The organism is Pseudomonas sp. PONIH3 (assembly GCF_002934345.1).
Lineage (GTDB): Bacteria > Pseudomonadota > Gammaproteobacteria > Pseudomonadales > Pseudomonadaceae > Aquipseudomonas > Aquipseudomonas soli.
Genome location: NZ_CP026386.1, coordinates 1,618,545 through 1,634,199 on the forward strand (window position 1 = coordinate 1,618,545; position 15,655 = coordinate 1,634,199).

The window sequence follows — 15,655 nt, forward strand, 5'->3', positions numbered from 1 at the left end:
ATGACCCGCAGCCAAGACAACCCGTCGGTCCAGGAGCTGTTCCTCAGCGAACTGGTGGCCGAGCCCAACCGCTACCACCTGTACATCTCCCACGCCTGCCCGTTCTCGCACCGGGTGCACCTGGTGCAGAGCCTGCTGGGCCTGGAAGACGCGCTGGACGTAACCTCGGTGGCGGCCCGCCGCCACGACCAGGGCTGGGAGTTCGACGAGCACGACCAGGACCCGCTGCACAAGGACGTCACCCTGCTGTCGAGCCTGTACGAGCGTTCGCGCCCCGGCTTTGCCGGCAACCAGTCAGTGCCGGTGCTCTGGGACCGCCAGCAGAACCGCATCGTGCACAACGATTCGGCCGAGCTGGCGCTGCAGATGGCCACCCGCCTGCTGCCCCTGGCCAAGACCCCGATCGACCTGGTGCCCGACCGCTCCAGCTGCGACATCGTCGAGCTCAACCAGTGGCTGCACACCAACATCAACCGCATGGTCTACCACATGGGCTTCGCCCCGGACCAGGCGAACTACGACGAGGCCTACAAGCAGTTCTTCGCGGCCATGGACACCCTCGAGCACCGGCTGCGCAAGCAGCCGTACCTAGTGGGCGGCAAGCTGAGCCTGTCGGACCTGTTCCTGCTGCCCACGCTGATCCGCTACGAGGCGGTGTACTACGTGCACTTCAAGGCCAACCACAAGACCCTGGCCGAGTACCCCGCGCTGTACCAGTACCTGGTGCGCCTGACGCAGATCCCGGCGATCTACCGCACCATCGACATGGCGCATATCAAGCTGCATTACTACTACTCGCACAACCACATCAATCCGACCCGGATCGTGCCGCAGGGGCCGGCGTTGAGCTGGTTGAACTGATCCACCGCCTCACTCCGGCCTGGCCACGCCACGCGCGCTGGCAGGCCGGAACCACCACCCCTGCTGCATGCCGGCAGCAGCGAGCAGAATCAGCCCCACCCCCAGCCACTGCAACGGCGCCAGGCGATGGTCGAAGGCCACCCAATCGACCAGGATCGCGGCGATCGGGTAGATGAACGACAACGCTCCGGTCAACGCCGTGGGCAGGCGCTGGATAGCGCTGTACAGCAACACATACATCAACCCCGTGTGCACGATGCCCAGCGTGACCAGGCTGCCGAGCGCCGGCAGTTCACCCGGCAGCCCACCCAGCTTCACCCAGGGCGCCAGCAGCAAGACGCCGGTACTCACCTGGATCAGGGCGATCAGGTGCGGCGGCGTGCCGGTCAGACGCTTGATGATCAGCGCCGCCACGGCATACAGAAACGCCGCACCCAGCGCCAAGGCGATGCCCTGCAGGTACTCGCCACCACTGGCCTGCCCCGCGCCATGAGCGCTGACGATGGCCAGCATGCCGAGGAACGCCACGCTCAGCCAGGTGAGTTTGGCCAAGGTGATCTTCTCGCCCAGGAACAGCGCCGCCAGCCCCACCAGCATGAACGGCTGGACGTTGTACACCGCGGTGCCGATGGCGATCGATGCCCGCGAATAAGAGGCGAACAGCAGTACCCAGTTACCGACGATCGCCACCCCGCTGACCACCGCCAGCAGGAAAGTCGCACGGGTCAGCACGCCCGGTTTGAGGAGGCCCATGGCCGCGCAGATAAGCAGCAAGGTGCCGGCACCGAACACGCAACGCCAGAACACCACCTCCAGCACCGGCTGCCCGGACACCAGCACGAACCAGCCGATGGTCCCGGAAATCAGCATGGCGGCGATCATTTCCAACGAACCACGGCGCAACGAATTGTCCATCTCACACCTCCAGTCGACGATGGGCACAGTATGCGGAGGGTTGAGGCTGACCTTCCAGCGGATAACCAAGGCAGATCAGTAACTGCACCTTTACTATCAAGGCAAATTTGGAAAATCACCTAACGAGGTAGCCATGACCGATGACATTGACCAGTTGCTGATCAACGCCCTGATGGAGGACTCGCGCCGCTCGCTCAAGGCACTGGCGCAGATCAGCGGCCTGTCGGCGCCCAGCGTCAGCGAGCGCCTGCGCCGCCTGGAGGAGCGCGGCGTGCTGCGCGGCTACACGGTAGAGGTGGACCCGCGCTGTTTCGGCTATCAGTTGCAGGCCATCGTGCGCATCCGCCCGCTGCCGGGGCAGTTGCAGGAGGTGGAACGGCAGATCGTCGCCATCCCCGAGTTCACCGAGTGCGACAAGGTGACCGGCGAGGACTGCTTCATCGCCCGCCTGCATGTGCGCTCGATGGAACAGTTGGACACGCTGCTCGACCGCCTGAATGTGCTGGCCGAGACCAATACCGCGATCATCAAGAAGACGCCGGTGAAGCGGCGGTTGCCGCCGATGGACTGAGAAGGTCCGGCAGTGCAGACGTCAGCCGACGCATGCTTCAGCCGGAACACGCACCGAACGTGTCCAGAAGTTGATCGACAGCGACGTACTCAACGAAGTGACTTGATGAAACCAGCCTTCAGGCAAGAACAGCAGGTCGCCAGGCCTCAGTCGAACGGGCAGGAATTCCACATTCCGGGCTGTCGGGAAATCCTCCCAGTTCGGCTTGTCCGGATTGAAATCACATCCTTCCAGGCCGCCATCCGGTGAAGTCGCCCAACTGCCCAAGGCCTCGCGATGATGCGGTGCGGCCAGCAGCATCGATTTCTCACCCCACACCTGGGCAAACAGATTGTCGCTGTCATCTCGGTGAAGTGGCGTCAGCGTGCCCTTCGGGCCCAGCCAGAACCTTGGCGCTATATACTGTGCCCGCTCGAACAACTCGGGAAACCGGATCAGTTGAAGCCATTGCTGCGGTACCTGATTGTTTCCCATGTACACAGCGGGTTCGTCACCGGTCGGCCCACTCGCCTCTTCCATCCCGGCGACGAAATCCACCACCCTGGTGGCCTTGAACTCACGCTCGGAAGAGAACGCATGGTCGGCGTAGTGCCCGTGCCGACTGATGCCCTGTACGTCGGCAAAATGCTCCAGGGCTTGCCCCATCGACATCTTCGCCAATGGCCAATCGTCGAGTGCCGAGCTAAGCACCAAGGGTTTGCCGGCTGCCCGGTAACGGGTTGTGAACTCGTGTACCGAAAGCTGTCGCGCGGTACGCCGCTCGATCCCGCCACGCATGTCCAGACGAGCCGATAATTGCTCGCTGAAGCGAGGGCGAGCCGGGTAGCGGCGGTCCATTTCCACCCGTTCCCCATCGCCGCCATGCAATGCTCGACTGACCAGGCGCGGAAGCAATGTCGCCAGCCCGAGGCGGCCGTCGATTTTCAGCTGCCCTTGGGCAAAGAGCGCTTCGATATCGGACTGCCCCTGCATGATTGCGAGAAACACTGACGTGTCCATGGCGATGGTCACATCTGCCTGTGAATGCATGCCCGCATGAACCTGGGTGCAAGCCGGCGCACGCACCCAGAAGTGTTGCTGCCCGGAAAACACGAACTGGAAGGTACCGGCAACCCCCACTTCATTGGCTCGCGCAAACAATGACGACAGCGCGGATTGCACTAACATGTCGACCTCCGATCAAGTCGCTTCAGGCTACTTTGCGAAGACAGTTCCGTGCCCACGCGTCACACCCTCCATTTCGGAGCGTTCGGCCAGTGCGCCATCGAACGAGATCAACCTGTCCGTCGTGGCTTTCCAGTCGGCCAGACGGTGATAGGCATTGATGAACCAGCTGAGATTCTCGCAAAGGTTGCCGAACGCCGAGTTGATCTGCATGACGTCACCAAACTGGATGGCACCGGAAAAGAAGCGCGGAACCGCCAGCAGGCTACTGAACACCAGCGAGAGCTGGCTGTAACTCTCGGTGAACAACGAAAGACGCATCTTCACGCGGATAGTGCGGCGCATGTTGGCCAGGCTGACATCGAGCTTTTCACTGATGCGGTCTTTTTCGCCATTGCGGCCTGACTGATCCCCCGCTCGCAGGAGTGGTCCCGGAAACGGATGAGGAAATATCGCAGATCCGCCTCGGAACGCTGTTGATTATTGCTCAAGGAGACCAGTTTGAAGCCGATTTTCTGGCTGATGAAGGTGCCCAGCAGCGCGTAGAAAATGGCAGCCCAGAACATGTAGGCGGGGATATTCAAGCCCCACAGTTGCGCACCGCCTGAAATACCGATCAACACCACGCTGAACGAGACCACGCTGGCCAGGGTGTAGAACAGGCCACAGGCCAGGTCGATGGTCTCGAACGTGAACTTATTGATGTCTTCGGCAATGCGCTGATCGGGATTGTCAACCTGCCGCTCGATCTGATCGGGACGATTCGATTCGACGACCCAGGCAGACAAGTAGTGATTGGTCAGCCAGCGACGCCATCTCAGCGCGAAGACGTCGACCCAATAGGTAATCAGCACCGAACGAAACACCGAGAACAGCACAATGGCAATGAACACCAGCACCAGTCGATAGAAGGAGTAGGCATCGAGTTCTTGAATGGCATTATAGAAGTGCTTGTACCATTCATTGATCGCCAGTGCGGTGGCCACCGCCAGAAGGGACAGCCCCCCCAATGCCAGCAGTGAGCACCAGGCGAAAAGCTTTTCTTCACTCTTCCAGTACAACGACACCAAACAAAAAGTTTTACGAAAAAATGACGACTTTTCGGAGGCGCCATTACCCCCACTGGAGAATTTCGAGTTCATTGACATCACGGAATATAAATTAATTATTAGCGGAGCCTGTATTGCCCCCAATAAAAACTCTGAACGGACTGTCTGACCGTCGCGCACAGGGTCATCACACTAAAAGTACATCTAACAAAATCCACCACGCTTTGCGATCACACCGATGACACCGGCAACCGCCAACTTCCCCTTGACGACGTATTCCACGATACGCCACAACCCTCAGGCGCGTTTAACTTTACCCTTTTCCCCGGCCAACACACGAAGCGTCAGCGTTATCGCCAATGCCATCAACGTGTACTTCATGTAAATATTAATCATCCAATAGTCGGCCGCTGTCCCCACCGCTATTCCGATCGATATCGTCACGACCATGACGACGAGAGAGTTCATGGGCACATTCCAGATCACCTATTTCTGATGCCACGTATTTACGTCGGCAGAATGGCTTAAAGCCACTACTGATGCTAAGTCTATCGCCAGCGTACCGCTCCCGACACCCTACAGGTGTAGGGATGGCGCGGGGCCGTTTGCCGCCCCAAATCGAAAGGAAGCTCAAACACCCAGCATTTCGCAGCTATTTCAGTCTCTCCCGACCCTGCGGGCGGGCAACCGTTCAAGATTGACCGGACTGCCTGCACTGATGGTGGGCCATTGAAAGCATTTCGCAGTCACCCTGTTTTTGCACACCTGCAAGGCACTTTAGCCTTACAGGTGAGCCGCATCACCCTCTAAAAAAATTTAGACAATGACGGGTGAACAAAATAATAAATCAACAGGTAGATTACCGGCACTGATATCAGCCCCAGCACGCCCTCAGTATTCCAGCCAAGCTTGATTTTCAGGAGACCGGCCATTTTTTTGAAAAGCACCGCCAACAGCAAGGCCAACACCAAGTCCAAAACATATATCACCCTTACCTCCGATCTGCGGGTATTGATTTAACTTGTCATCATGAAGAAAGAGGCGACCTCATTTCGAGGCCACCTCTGTCACAACAAACGCTTAAGCGCCAGTCGACGCGCTACCCCAAAGTCTTGACCCATTACCCGCAATCACTCCGCCACCAAAGCCCAGTGCCGTCCCCGTGGCAATACCGCCAATACCTACAGGTCCGGTGGCAGCTCCCACCAGCGCGCCAACCCCTGCCGCTATCGCCAGGTCAGCTGCATTGATACTTCCACCACCGGTTTGGTTACCCAGATAGGTAGCAACTCCAGCCACTGCCCCGCCTACAGCCCCAACCGGACCAAAAGCGCCAGCCACCATCTCGAGCTCTTCTGCTGTGATATCTCGCATTGTTACAACTCCCTATGATTTCATGGAAAAACGTTTGGCATTTACCCTTTGGTACACGCGCGAATCCACTTGTCGTACAGCAGCGATCAAAGCGCCCAGAACCCCAGGCGCCCCAAGCTCGCCGCCAGACGCAATCGCGCACGGTGCCAACCATTCAATGCAGCAATATGCTCCTGCTCCGCCATTGCATAGGCGGAAGAAGCATTGAGCAGCTCGATCATGCTGCCCACTCCAGAGCGATAACGGCCCTGGACCACGCTCAGGGCGAGCATTGCCTGCTCGACCCACTCGGCGGTTCTGTCCAGCGCCTGGGTCTCGATACCCAGGGCCTGGTAACTGGCCCACAGCTCCAGCGCCACTCGCTGCCGTGCATCGGCCAGTTCTGCTTCCTGGGCCTGCACCCTGGCCCGGGCACCCCGAACCTGATAGGTGCGCCCGAACCCTTCGAACAGCGGGATGCTGACCTGAAGACCAACGCTGTTGTCACGGATATGACTATCGCCGTTGTAATCCATGGCTTGATGGGTCTTCACATCCGACAGCGAGGCAATCAACGACAGCGATGGGCGGCCGGCAGCCTCGCGTTCGGCAACGGCTGCCTTTGCCGCCTCCAGTTTCGCCTTGGCGGCGATCAACGCAGGGTGGTCGTTGCCCGCCTGCTCGAGCAGTGCATCCAGGCCTTTGACGAAAGCGGTATCCGGCCGCCGTGTCAGCGTTTGCGCCAGCATCAGCCGCGCCTGCGGAGCCAGCCCCATGCGCAAGGCGATCTGGCCTTTGGCATCGCGCACCGCCCCCTGGCCGCGGACCAGATTCAGGCTGGCCTGCGAGTAAGCGGTCTGCGCCTGGAGGCGGTCGCTCAGCGCGGCGGCGCCGGCGTCGAACTTGGCGCTGGCATCCTTGAGGTTTTCCGCGGCCAGCGCAGCAACCTGCTCGGCGGCCCGCTGCCTGTCCTGAGCGGCCAAGGTGTCGTAGTACAGGCTGGCTGCCTGCACAAAAGCCTCCTGCAAACGCTCATCCTGATTGGCATTGGCCGCCACCAGCAACTGCCGCGCATTGCGCAGGTCGGCTTCACGCCGGCCGGAATCGAACAGCACCCAGCTCAGGCCCAGACGATGGTCGAGCCGACGTTGGCGCCCCTGAACCGAGGCGTCCACCGCTTCATAATGGCTGTCGTTGCGCCCACGGCTGTAGGTGGCTGTGGCATCCAGCCTGGGCAGGTACGCCGCCTGCGCAACCCCGACCTGCGCCGCCTGAGCCTTGGCCTGCGCCCAGGCCTGCCGGGCCTGGGGGTCGTGGCACAACACCCGCTCGACCATGACCTCCAGGCTGAGCACCTCCGGTAGCGCCCCATCCACGCAGGCCGCACCCAGGCCTGAGCCTTGGAGCACGGCGGCAGGCGCCACGGCGTCGGCGGTCGAGAACACGTCCAGTGCAGCGGCACAGGGCGCCCATATGCACACAAGCACCAGCAGGCAACGATTGAAAACTCCTGCACTCATGGCGTGACAGCTTCGTCCAGGTCCGACGACACGCTCGCCACCCGCTGATCAAGCACCACCCGCCCCGCCTCGAGACGCACTACCCGATCTGCGGAGGCGATCGTCTCGGCACGGTGGGCAACAATGATTCGCGTCACATCGAGTGCACGCACCGCCGCATTGACACACTGCTCGCTGGCCACATCGAGATGACTGGTGGCCTCGTCGAGAATGAGAATGTCCGGCCGCCGGTACAGTGCCCTGGCCAGCAGCACACGTTGTTTCTGCCCGCCCGACAGCACCGTGCCCATGTCGCCCACCAGTGTGTTGTAGCCCATCGGCATGGCCGCGATATCGGCATCGATGGCGGCCATGCGCGCGCATTCCATGGCCCATTCCAGGTCGGGGCTGGTTTCGAAGAACGTGATGTTGTCCGCGAGCGAGCCGGCGAACAGGCAGTCGTCCTGCATCACCGTGCCGATCCGCCCGCGCCAGGACTCCAGATCCAGCTGGCGCAGTTCATGCCCTGCCATGCGTATCTGCCCGCTGGTAGGCGGCAATACCCCCAGCAGCACGTTCACCAGGGTACTTTTGCCACATCCGGAGGCCCCGGTGATGGCCACGGACTCTCCGGGAGCAATGCGCAGGTCGATGCCATCGAGCACCAGCGGCTCATGCTCGGAGTAGCGGTAGCTGAGGTTGTGGACTTCGATGCTCATCCGCCCGGCTGGCCAGTTCACCGGCTGGGACGCATCGCGCTGCTCCTCGGGCGGTTGCAGGACGATGTCAGCCAGACGCTCGCCCTGCAAACACAGCATATGCAAGTCGAACAGGTGGTCTACCAGGCTCGCCACACGGCTGACGAACTGGCTCTTGTACGCCACGAACGCCATCAACACGCCAACGGTGAAGTGGTTGTCCATCACCAGCGCAGCGCCAAAGCCAATGGTGCAGAGGTTTTCCAGGCCGAAGATCAACGCATTGAGCTGGGTATAGAGCAACTGCAGTTTCTGCGTGCGCAACCCCGCGTTGATCTGCGCGACCAGCAGCCCCAGCCAGGTGGAACGCCTTTCGCCTTGCCGCTGGAACAGCTTGAGCGTGCGTATGCCGCGCAGGGTTTCCAGAAAGTGGCTCTGCTGGCGGGCCGCATGCACGATCTGCTCCTCGCTGGCACGGCGCAGCGGGCCATACCACGCCCAGCGCACGCCGATATAGGCCACCATGGCCAGTACCGCGATCATCGCCAGCAGCGGGCTGTAGAGGAACATCAGGGCCAGGGTCGCGATGGTCATCAGGCCATCGAGAATCGCCGAGAAGAACGCGGCGGTCAGCGTATGCTGGATTTGATCGACAGCCCCGAAGCGAGACACCACATCACCCAGGTGGCGTTTCTCGAAGTACTGGATCGGCAGGCGCAACAGGTGGCTGAAGACGTTCGCCCGCCATTGCACGCTCAGCAAGGTGCTCATGTGCATCATCACCCAGGCCCGCGTGGCGCTGACCAATTGCTGCATCAGCAGCAACAGGCCGAAGCCGATCATCAGCGTGCTCAGCAAGTCGCGGTCCTGGGTGACCAGCACATTGTCGAGGGTCCATTGCAACAGGAACGGGCTGACCAGCGAAAACACCTCCAGCGCCAGCGCCAACAGCAACACCTGGACCAGGCCGCGGTACAGCCCGCTGACGCGGCCGAGCATTCTCGTCAGGCCGAGCCGAGGCTTGGCAGCCTGCGCTTCGAAGCCCGGCTCGGGCCAGACCTCCAACGCAACGCCGGTGAAACATTCGCTGGCCTGGGCCAGGCTCAGTTGCCGCACCCCCTGCGCGGGATCATGCAGGGTCAGGCGCTGCCCGTTGACAGCCTTGAGCACCACGAAATGGTTGAAGTTCCAGTGCAGCACACAGGGCAGCTTGAGCTTGTTCAGCTCGCTGAGCTCCAGCCTTACCGCTCGGGTGCCCAGGTCGAGGCGCTGCGCAGTCTGCATCAGCTGCCTAAGGGTGATGCCTTTGAGCGAAACACTGAACTGCCGGCGCAGCTCCATCAGCGTCGTATGGTGGCCGTGCAGGCCAGCGATCATGGCCAGGCAGGCGAGCCCGCACTCGGTGGCCTCGGTCTGCAGGATCAACGGCAGGCGGCGCCCCAGCGTCGGGGTGATGGCGTCGATGTAGTTCATGCATGCATTCCTAGAGCTTGCCGGTCAGACTGTAGAGCGGTTCGAGTACCCACTCGTAGAGTCGCCGGGTCTCCTGCAGGACATCCGCCTCGACCAGCATGCCGGCCTGCAAGGGCCGGGATTCACCGTAAGCGAGCACCGACTGCTGCTCGATCCCCACGCGGATGCGATAGATCTGTTCGCCGTTGCCACCCAGGCCCGGCACGGTCCCGACCACATTGGCAAGCTCGGCGGCCGAAAGCGTCGTTCTGGACACGGAAATCACCTGGCCATGGTGCTGGCCGAACTTTTGGTAGGGGTAGGCCTGGTAACGCAGCAACACGGCATCACCCGCCCGGATAAAGCCTATGGCCTTGCTGGGGGCATACAACTCGGCTTGCAGGTTGGCATCCGCCGGCACCAGGCTCATCAACGATCGCGAACTGTCCACGACCTGCCCCGGCTCGGCCAGGATGGAAGTGGCCACGCCTTCCTGCGGCGCCGTGATGACCAGTGAGCGCTTGGCTTCGCTCTCGATCAGCGCCTGCTGCACCGACGACAGGGAGCGGCCGATGCTGGCCAGCTGATTGCCGTGTAACGCGGCCAGCCCGGCCCGTTCGTGCTGGCGCTCGACCAACTGCTGCTTGAGCACCGTGGACTCGCGCACCAACCCCTGCAGGCTCCGGCGCTGACCAAGAAGCTCGGCCTGCCGCTGCTGCAACTGGTCCATGGAGATGTAGCCCTTGTCCATGAGGCCCTGGTAACGCTCCACCGCATTGCTGGCCAGTTGCACAAGCCGCTGCTGGCTGGCGATTTGCTGGGCCAGCGTGTCCAGCTCCTGAGTCAGGCTTTGCAATTTGCTGTCCAGGCTCAGCCGCGCTTCGACTTGCAGTTGCTGCTGCTTGCGCAGCTCTTCCTCCAAGGAATGACGCTGGCGCTGGAGCTGATCGCTGACCTCTGCCTGGACAGGCCCCGAGTCGACCGAGCGCTCACTGGAAATCAGCAACAACCGAGCCCCTTGCTCTACCAGCTGACCCTCTTCGACGAAACGCTCCAGCACGACACCGTACTGCGGTGCGTGTATTTTCAACTGCCCGGATGACGGCACCAGTTGACCCGGGACTGTGCTGCGCCGGGTATAGCTGCCGTAGAAGAAAAAACTCACGACCATCGCCGCGAGCAACAACGCCACGAGTGTCATCACCGTGAACGAAACGGGCCGGACCAGCACGATGTCACCCAGCCAGTTGGTCTGTCGCGCGGCCAGCGCTTCGTGTCGAAACAAGGGGGCCTTACCTGTCACGCAGTCATCCTTTTTTGGCCGGGCGTCATGCTCCCGGCTCAACCCCACAGGGCCAATCGCGTCAAGAGGTCGCCCTCGGTGGCCGATAAGAAATGGGCCTGCGCACTAAATTTTTGACCTGACCGTTCGTCCCACCCCACCATGAGCAGGACAGCACATACAGCCACTCGATTTTTACCATCCGCCGCCTGACAGTCGGCAACTGCAACACTAAGGGAACATGCGTTGAACATCACGGAACGAGAACATGACGTCATTCATTGCTTATCAAAAGGATTGACCAACAAGGAAATCGGGCAACAATTGGGTATCAGCCAGCACACCGTCAGAGACCATTTGTCTTCGGTATTCAAGAAATTGAATATCAGCAGCCGTATTGAACTGGCGATTCTCATCAATGCGTCTAAAGTTCCTGCGCACAATGCTTGATTATCCACACTCTTGAAGTTCAGGCCATCCTACACCTGTAGGGTGGCACTTTGGCATGATCGTGAGGTATAAACAGTCACTGCCCCGCCAGTTCGATACGCTGACTGGCCACTTCGGCAGCCACCTGCCCACCACTGTCGAAACTACGCTTTCCCGATGAACGCCCCAGACAATAAAGCGGCTCAACTCAATGAGCTGCACGAAGTATTCGTCCCTTTCGACGCCGTACTTATCGAAGGCTGTGAAGTTGTTTATCTCAACGAGTCGCTGTGCCAACAACAGACTTCGGATGACGTACTCGCTTCTTACAGTTACTTGATCAAGCCCGAGGCCGTGCCGCGGTGCGACAGCGCACCGCGCAAGACCTTCATGGCTGAACGCTATGGCGGCGACGGTATTCTCAGCAACGGCGGTGGCGCGCGCTGCGGGTTCGATGGCACCTGGCAACTCAAGGGGCTGGGGGCCAATGCCCTGGTCGGTCATGATGTCGACGCGGGCCACGGGGATGGCAACCTGTCGCTGACCACCGCGCTCTATGAATCGATCTGGGCAGAGATCATCGAGTCGGTGCTGCCTTTCGGGGCGACGCGCACCGTGGCCATCCTCGACACCGGCCTGACCTATGACACGTGGAAAGGGGCGTTGAAACGCGGCCTTCTCGTGCGTCAGCCGGTTGTGCGCCCCGCGCATTTCATCAGGTCCGTTTATTTCAGACAGAAGCGCCTGGATGGTTTGGGCGAGGATGCGCTGCGGGTAAAACAGGCCATTCACCGACTTGTCGAATTCCTCCCCGCGGCACCAGGCTCGACCGCCCAGATGCCCGCACTCGAACGACGCCTGCAAAGTGGCCTTGTTGAACTGGCCGACCGCTATGCCGAGCAATTCGCGGCTGCGCGGGCAAAGCACATCATCCATTTCAATGTCAGCGCATCCAATGTTTCACTTACAGGCGGCTGGCTGGACCTCAGCGGTATTTGCCTTTTCACTGACGACGCTATACACGACCGCTCCAGCATCGACCGCTTCAATACCGAATACCTGCCCGCCGTGCAAAGCCTGCAAAGCCTGTGTTACTACCTGGGCAAATATGCGGTCGTGACAGGCGACGTTTCGCTATGCCTTTGGCAAACCACTGCGGAGCACTTTACCCAACGCTACAACCACTACCTGCACCTGTATCAGGTGGCTCAGGCCGGGTTCCCGCTCTGGTTGTTGCGCGCGGTGGAAAATGCCCCGGAGTTCACCGCCTTTGCCACGGCACTGCACCGTGCTCTGGAACTTGACCAGTTCACGGTCACCTGCATAGCCGACGCAGTAGGTTGGGACGGATATGAACGCTGGAGTGGAGCGCTCTTTCACGCCCTATTGACCAGCCTGGACCAGGACACTGCAGCAGCCGGCCCAGCCTGGCTGGCGAGCAATACCACCCTGGACGCTCAACTGCGCTCAAGTTACGGTCAGCTGTTTGACAGGGTTGCACAGGCGGCTGGCGATCACGGCATCGACCGCCGGCACTTGCACCTCGCCCTGCTGATCAATGCCACGCGGCTGAACCGCAGCCACCGCGTGCTGCATGAGCTGCAAAGCCAGATCGATGCCCTCGACGAGAAACCGGACGGTGACCGAAGAGCGGCCCTGCATGCCTTGCAAGACCACGCGCTGCTGGCGGCTCGCTTCAACCTCGGCCATGAACAGCCGGACGCCCTGCCGTTCTGGTCAACTACCACGCTGACCATCAGCTTCAACCCTGAAACCGGCCGCTTCACCTTAACCGGGCGCGCTACACAAGCGCTGACCCTGGAGGCGCTGCTGGCCGAGGCCGATGGCGATGAAGAAATCAGACAAGCATTGAACTTCTACCCTGGCCTCGCGAGGTGAAAAGATGACCAGACATTACAACCTGCAGACCAACTGCCGGGATACCAAGCTCAATGACAAGGCGGCGATGTTGGGCCATGCGGCCATGGTCATGGCCTGCTGCCGACGCTCTTCAAGCTTCCAGATACGCACGTTGTACTACTGGCTCGCACCCGCTATCGAGCACGCACAGATCATCATGCTCTTCGATTCGTCATCTACCCCCCGAGGTTTTCTCATCTGGGCGCACCTGGCGCCCGATACCGAACAACGCTTTGTGCAGGACCCGAATTTCCTGTTGCACCCCAGCGAGTGGAATGAGGGGGGACGGGCCTGGGTGATCGATTTCTGCTTCCCTGGCGGCGCTGTCAAGGAAGCGCTTGCCATGTTCCGGAAGCATTTGCGCGAAGCCGGCGTCAGCCAGATTTCCTGGGCACGCAGACGCGCTGACTATTCGATCCGGCGCGTTGGAAGCTGCAGGACATGAATGTCCTGGCCGGAAAAAGGATCCACTCGCATAAATAGTTGTACACACAAACGTCACCATTGGTGCCATTTTTGTGTGCACTTTCACAAGGTAACGCCCCAATAAGTTACACATCAATCGTTGTAAAATTTGACCAAATGATCAACTAATTCAACATCATAAAATTTAAACCTGTTCATTTGGTCAGTTTATAATCGACTACTTTCATTAACTTACCTACCAACTAGATCATTTCGAAATAAAAGCTACACCGCACTCCGATTCCCTCTGGCATGGAACTGGCTTTTGTGTGTTCGTGTTTTGTATACAAATTCCAACAAAACATAAATACACAAGAACCCGCAGCGTCGCCCCGTCGGCGACCGTTGCGCCCAGAACCCAGTGATGCCAACGCCTGCACCGACGAGATGGCGAGCCCGTGCGCCAGCGCCCGCTCATCGCAGTCACGCGCATCAGGAGCCGCCGGAATGAGTAGCAGCCTCCCCCTTGCCCCTGAACTTTCCGTTGCCAGCACCCAACCCTCGACCACCAGCCTCGAAGGCCACCCGGCCGACCTCGAACTGAGCCCACGCCTGCACAACCGCGACCTCGCCCCGACCAAACTTGAGGGCCGCCGCTGGGGCGGCTACAGCATCTTCGCGCTGTGGACCAACGATGTGCACAACATCGCCAACTACTCTTTCGCCATGGGGCTGTTCGCCCTGGGCCTGGGCGGCTGGCAGATCCTGCTGTCGCTGGCGATCGGCGCGGCGCTGGTGTACTTCTTCATGAACCTGTCCGGCTACATGGGGCAGAAGACCGGCGTGCCGTTCCCGGTAATCAGCCGTATCGCCTTTGGTATCCACGGCGCGCAGATCCCGGCGCTGATCCGCGCGGTGATCGCCATCGCCTGGTTCGGCATCCAGACCTACCTGGCCTCGGTGGTGCTGCGTGTGCTGCTGACGGCGGTGTGGCCGCAGGTTGCGGCCTTCGATCACGACAGCATCCTCGGCCTGTCGAGCCTGGGCTGGGTGTGCTTCGTGGCGATCTGGCTGGTGCAGCTGGTGATCCTCGCCTACGGCATGGAAATGGTGCGCCGCTACGAGGCGTTCGCCGGACCGGTGATCCTGCTCACCGTGGCCAGCCTTGCCGTGTTCATGTACTTCAAGGCCGATGCGCGCATCGCCTGGTCGGTGGCCGAGCCCCTGAGCGGCTACGAGATGTGGCGCAACATCTTTGCCGGCGGCGCGCTGTGGCTGGCGATCTACGGCACCCTGGTGCTCAACTTCTGCGACTTCGCCCGCAGCTCGCCATGCCGCAAGACCATCCGCGTCGGCAACTTCTGGGGCCTGCCGGTAAACATCCTGGTGTTCGCGGCGATCACCGTGGTGCTGTGCGGCGCACAGTTCCAGATCAACGGCCAGATCATCGACAGCCCGACGCAGATCGTCGCCAGCATCCCAACACCGCGTTCCTGGTGCTCGGTTGCCTGGCCTTCCTGATCGTCACCGTGGCGGTGAACATCATGGCCAACTTCGTTGCCCCGGCCTTCGTGCTCAGCAACCTGGCGCCGCGACACCTGAACTTCCGCCGCGCCGGGCTGATCAGCGCCACCCTGGCGGTGCTGATCCTGCCCTGGAACCTGTACAACAGCCCGCTGGTGATCGTGTACTTCCTCTCCGGCCTCGGCGCTCTGCTCGGCCCGCTGTACGGGGTGATCATGGCCGACTACTGGCTGCTGCGTAAGGGCCGTATCAACGTGCCCGAGCTGTACAGCGAGAATCCCGCCGGCGCCTACCACTACACCCGCGGCATCAACCTGCGCGCCGTGGCCGCGTTTATCCCGGCCGCGCTGCTGGCGATCATCCTGGCCCTGGTACCCAACTTCCACGGTATCGCGCCGTTCTCCTGGCTGATCGGTGCCGGTATCGCCGCCGCCGTCTACCTGCTGATTGCGCCACGCCACCGCCAATACCTCGATGTCAGCGGCGAATGCATCGCCGTCGACCACAGCAGCCACTGAATTCAGGGAGATCCG

13 protein-coding genes and 1 pseudogene are annotated in these 15,655 nt (G+C 60.8%); 6 read left to right on the forward strand and 8 right to left on the reverse strand.

The genetic code is table 11. The features are described from left to right. Positions 1-861, forward strand: a complete 861-nt coding sequence (locus tag C3F42_RS07300; RefSeq protein WP_094010625.1) for a glutathione S-transferase C-terminal domain-containing protein — start codon at positions 1-3, stop codon at positions 859-861. A 9-nt stretch (positions 862-870) separates the two neighbouring features. On the opposite strand, the gene C3F42_RS07305 is transcribed toward C3F42_RS07300, so the two are convergent. Further along, positions 871-1,776 (reverse strand): DMT family transporter, encoded by a 906-nt coding sequence (locus tag C3F42_RS07305; RefSeq protein ID WP_094010626.1) that lies wholly within the window; start codon positions 1,774-1,776, stop codon positions 871-873. Between the two features lie 133 nt (positions 1,777-1,909). Between C3F42_RS07305 and C3F42_RS07310 the strand changes: the two genes are divergently transcribed. After that, a complete protein-coding gene (locus C3F42_RS07310) occupies positions 1,910-2,347 on the forward strand; it encodes an Lrp/AsnC family transcriptional regulator (protein ID WP_094010627.1) in 438 nt (145 codons plus the stop codon). A 21-nt stretch (positions 2,348-2,368) separates the two neighbouring features. On the opposite strand, the gene C3F42_RS07315 is transcribed toward C3F42_RS07310, so the two are convergent. From C3F42_RS07315 to C3F42_RS07345, 7 genes are all read right to left on the reverse strand, one after another. After that, positions 2,369-3,514, reverse strand: coding sequence for a cupin-like domain-containing protein (locus C3F42_RS07315; RefSeq protein WP_104444231.1), 1,146 nt, complete (start codon positions 3,512-3,514; stop codon positions 2,369-2,371). A gap of 27 nt (positions 3,515-3,541) precedes the next feature. Next, positions 3,542-3,856: an SbmA/BacA-like family transporter gene (locus C3F42_RS07320; RefSeq protein WP_104444232.1), complete on the reverse strand. Its 315-nt coding sequence runs from the start codon at positions 3,854-3,856 to the stop codon at positions 3,542-3,544. Further along, the gene (locus C3F42_RS07325; RefSeq protein WP_158659541.1) at positions 3,835-4,653 is read right to left on the reverse strand and encodes an SbmA/BacA-like family transporter; all 819 of its coding nucleotides are present in this window, start codon (positions 4,651-4,653) and stop codon (positions 3,835-3,837) included. The genes C3F42_RS07320 and C3F42_RS07325 overlap by 22 nt, the downstream gene beginning before the upstream one ends. 204 nt (positions 4,654-4,857) lie before the next feature. Continuing rightward, positions 4,858-5,028 carry a hypothetical protein gene (locus C3F42_RS29315; RefSeq protein WP_158659542.1) on the reverse strand — a complete coding sequence of 57 codons (171 nt, stop codon included), beginning with the start codon at positions 5,026-5,028 and terminating at the stop codon, positions 4,858-4,860. A gap of 992 nt (positions 5,029-6,020) precedes the next feature. Beyond that, positions 6,021-7,433: a TolC family protein gene (locus tag C3F42_RS07335; protein ID WP_094010631.1), complete on the reverse strand. Its 1,413-nt coding sequence runs from the start codon at positions 7,431-7,433 to the stop codon at positions 6,021-6,023. Then, positions 7,430-9,583 (reverse strand): peptidase domain-containing ABC transporter, encoded by a 2,154-nt coding sequence (locus C3F42_RS07340; RefSeq protein WP_094010632.1) that lies wholly within the window; start codon positions 9,581-9,583, stop codon positions 7,430-7,432. Before C3F42_RS07340 ends, C3F42_RS07335 begins: the two co-directional genes overlap by 4 nt. A gap of 10 nt (positions 9,584-9,593) precedes the next feature. Beyond that, complete coding sequence (locus C3F42_RS07345) at positions 9,594-10,847, reverse strand: HlyD family secretion protein (protein ID WP_177182891.1); 1,254 nt, start codon at positions 10,845-10,847, stop codon at positions 9,594-9,596. 243 nt (positions 10,848-11,090) lie between these two features. Here C3F42_RS07345 and C3F42_RS07350 point away from each other — a divergent pair, with 243 nt between their 5' ends. The 4 genes and pseudogenes from C3F42_RS07350 (at position 11,091) to C3F42_RS07365 (ending at position 15,640) form a co-directional block, all read left to right on the forward strand. Beyond that, positions 11,091-11,294: a response regulator transcription factor gene (locus C3F42_RS07350; protein ID WP_094010633.1), complete on the forward strand. Its 204-nt coding sequence runs from the start codon at positions 11,091-11,093 to the stop codon at positions 11,292-11,294. Between the two features lie 156 nt (positions 11,295-11,450). Continuing rightward, positions 11,451-13,172 (forward strand): hypothetical protein, encoded by a 1,722-nt coding sequence (locus C3F42_RS07355; RefSeq protein ID WP_094010634.1) that lies wholly within the window; start codon positions 11,451-11,453, stop codon positions 13,170-13,172. Positions 13,173-13,176: 4 nt separating this feature from the next. After that, on the forward strand, positions 13,177-13,638 hold the full coding sequence (locus C3F42_RS07360; RefSeq protein ID WP_094010635.1) for a toxin-activating lysine-acyltransferase: 462 nt from the start codon (positions 13,177-13,179) through the stop codon (positions 13,636-13,638). Between the two features lie 467 nt (positions 13,639-14,105). Beyond that, positions 14,106-15,640 (forward strand): annotated as a pseudogene (locus C3F42_RS07365) (NCS1 family nucleobase:cation symporter-1). Positions 15,641-15,655: the final 15 nt, after the last annotated feature.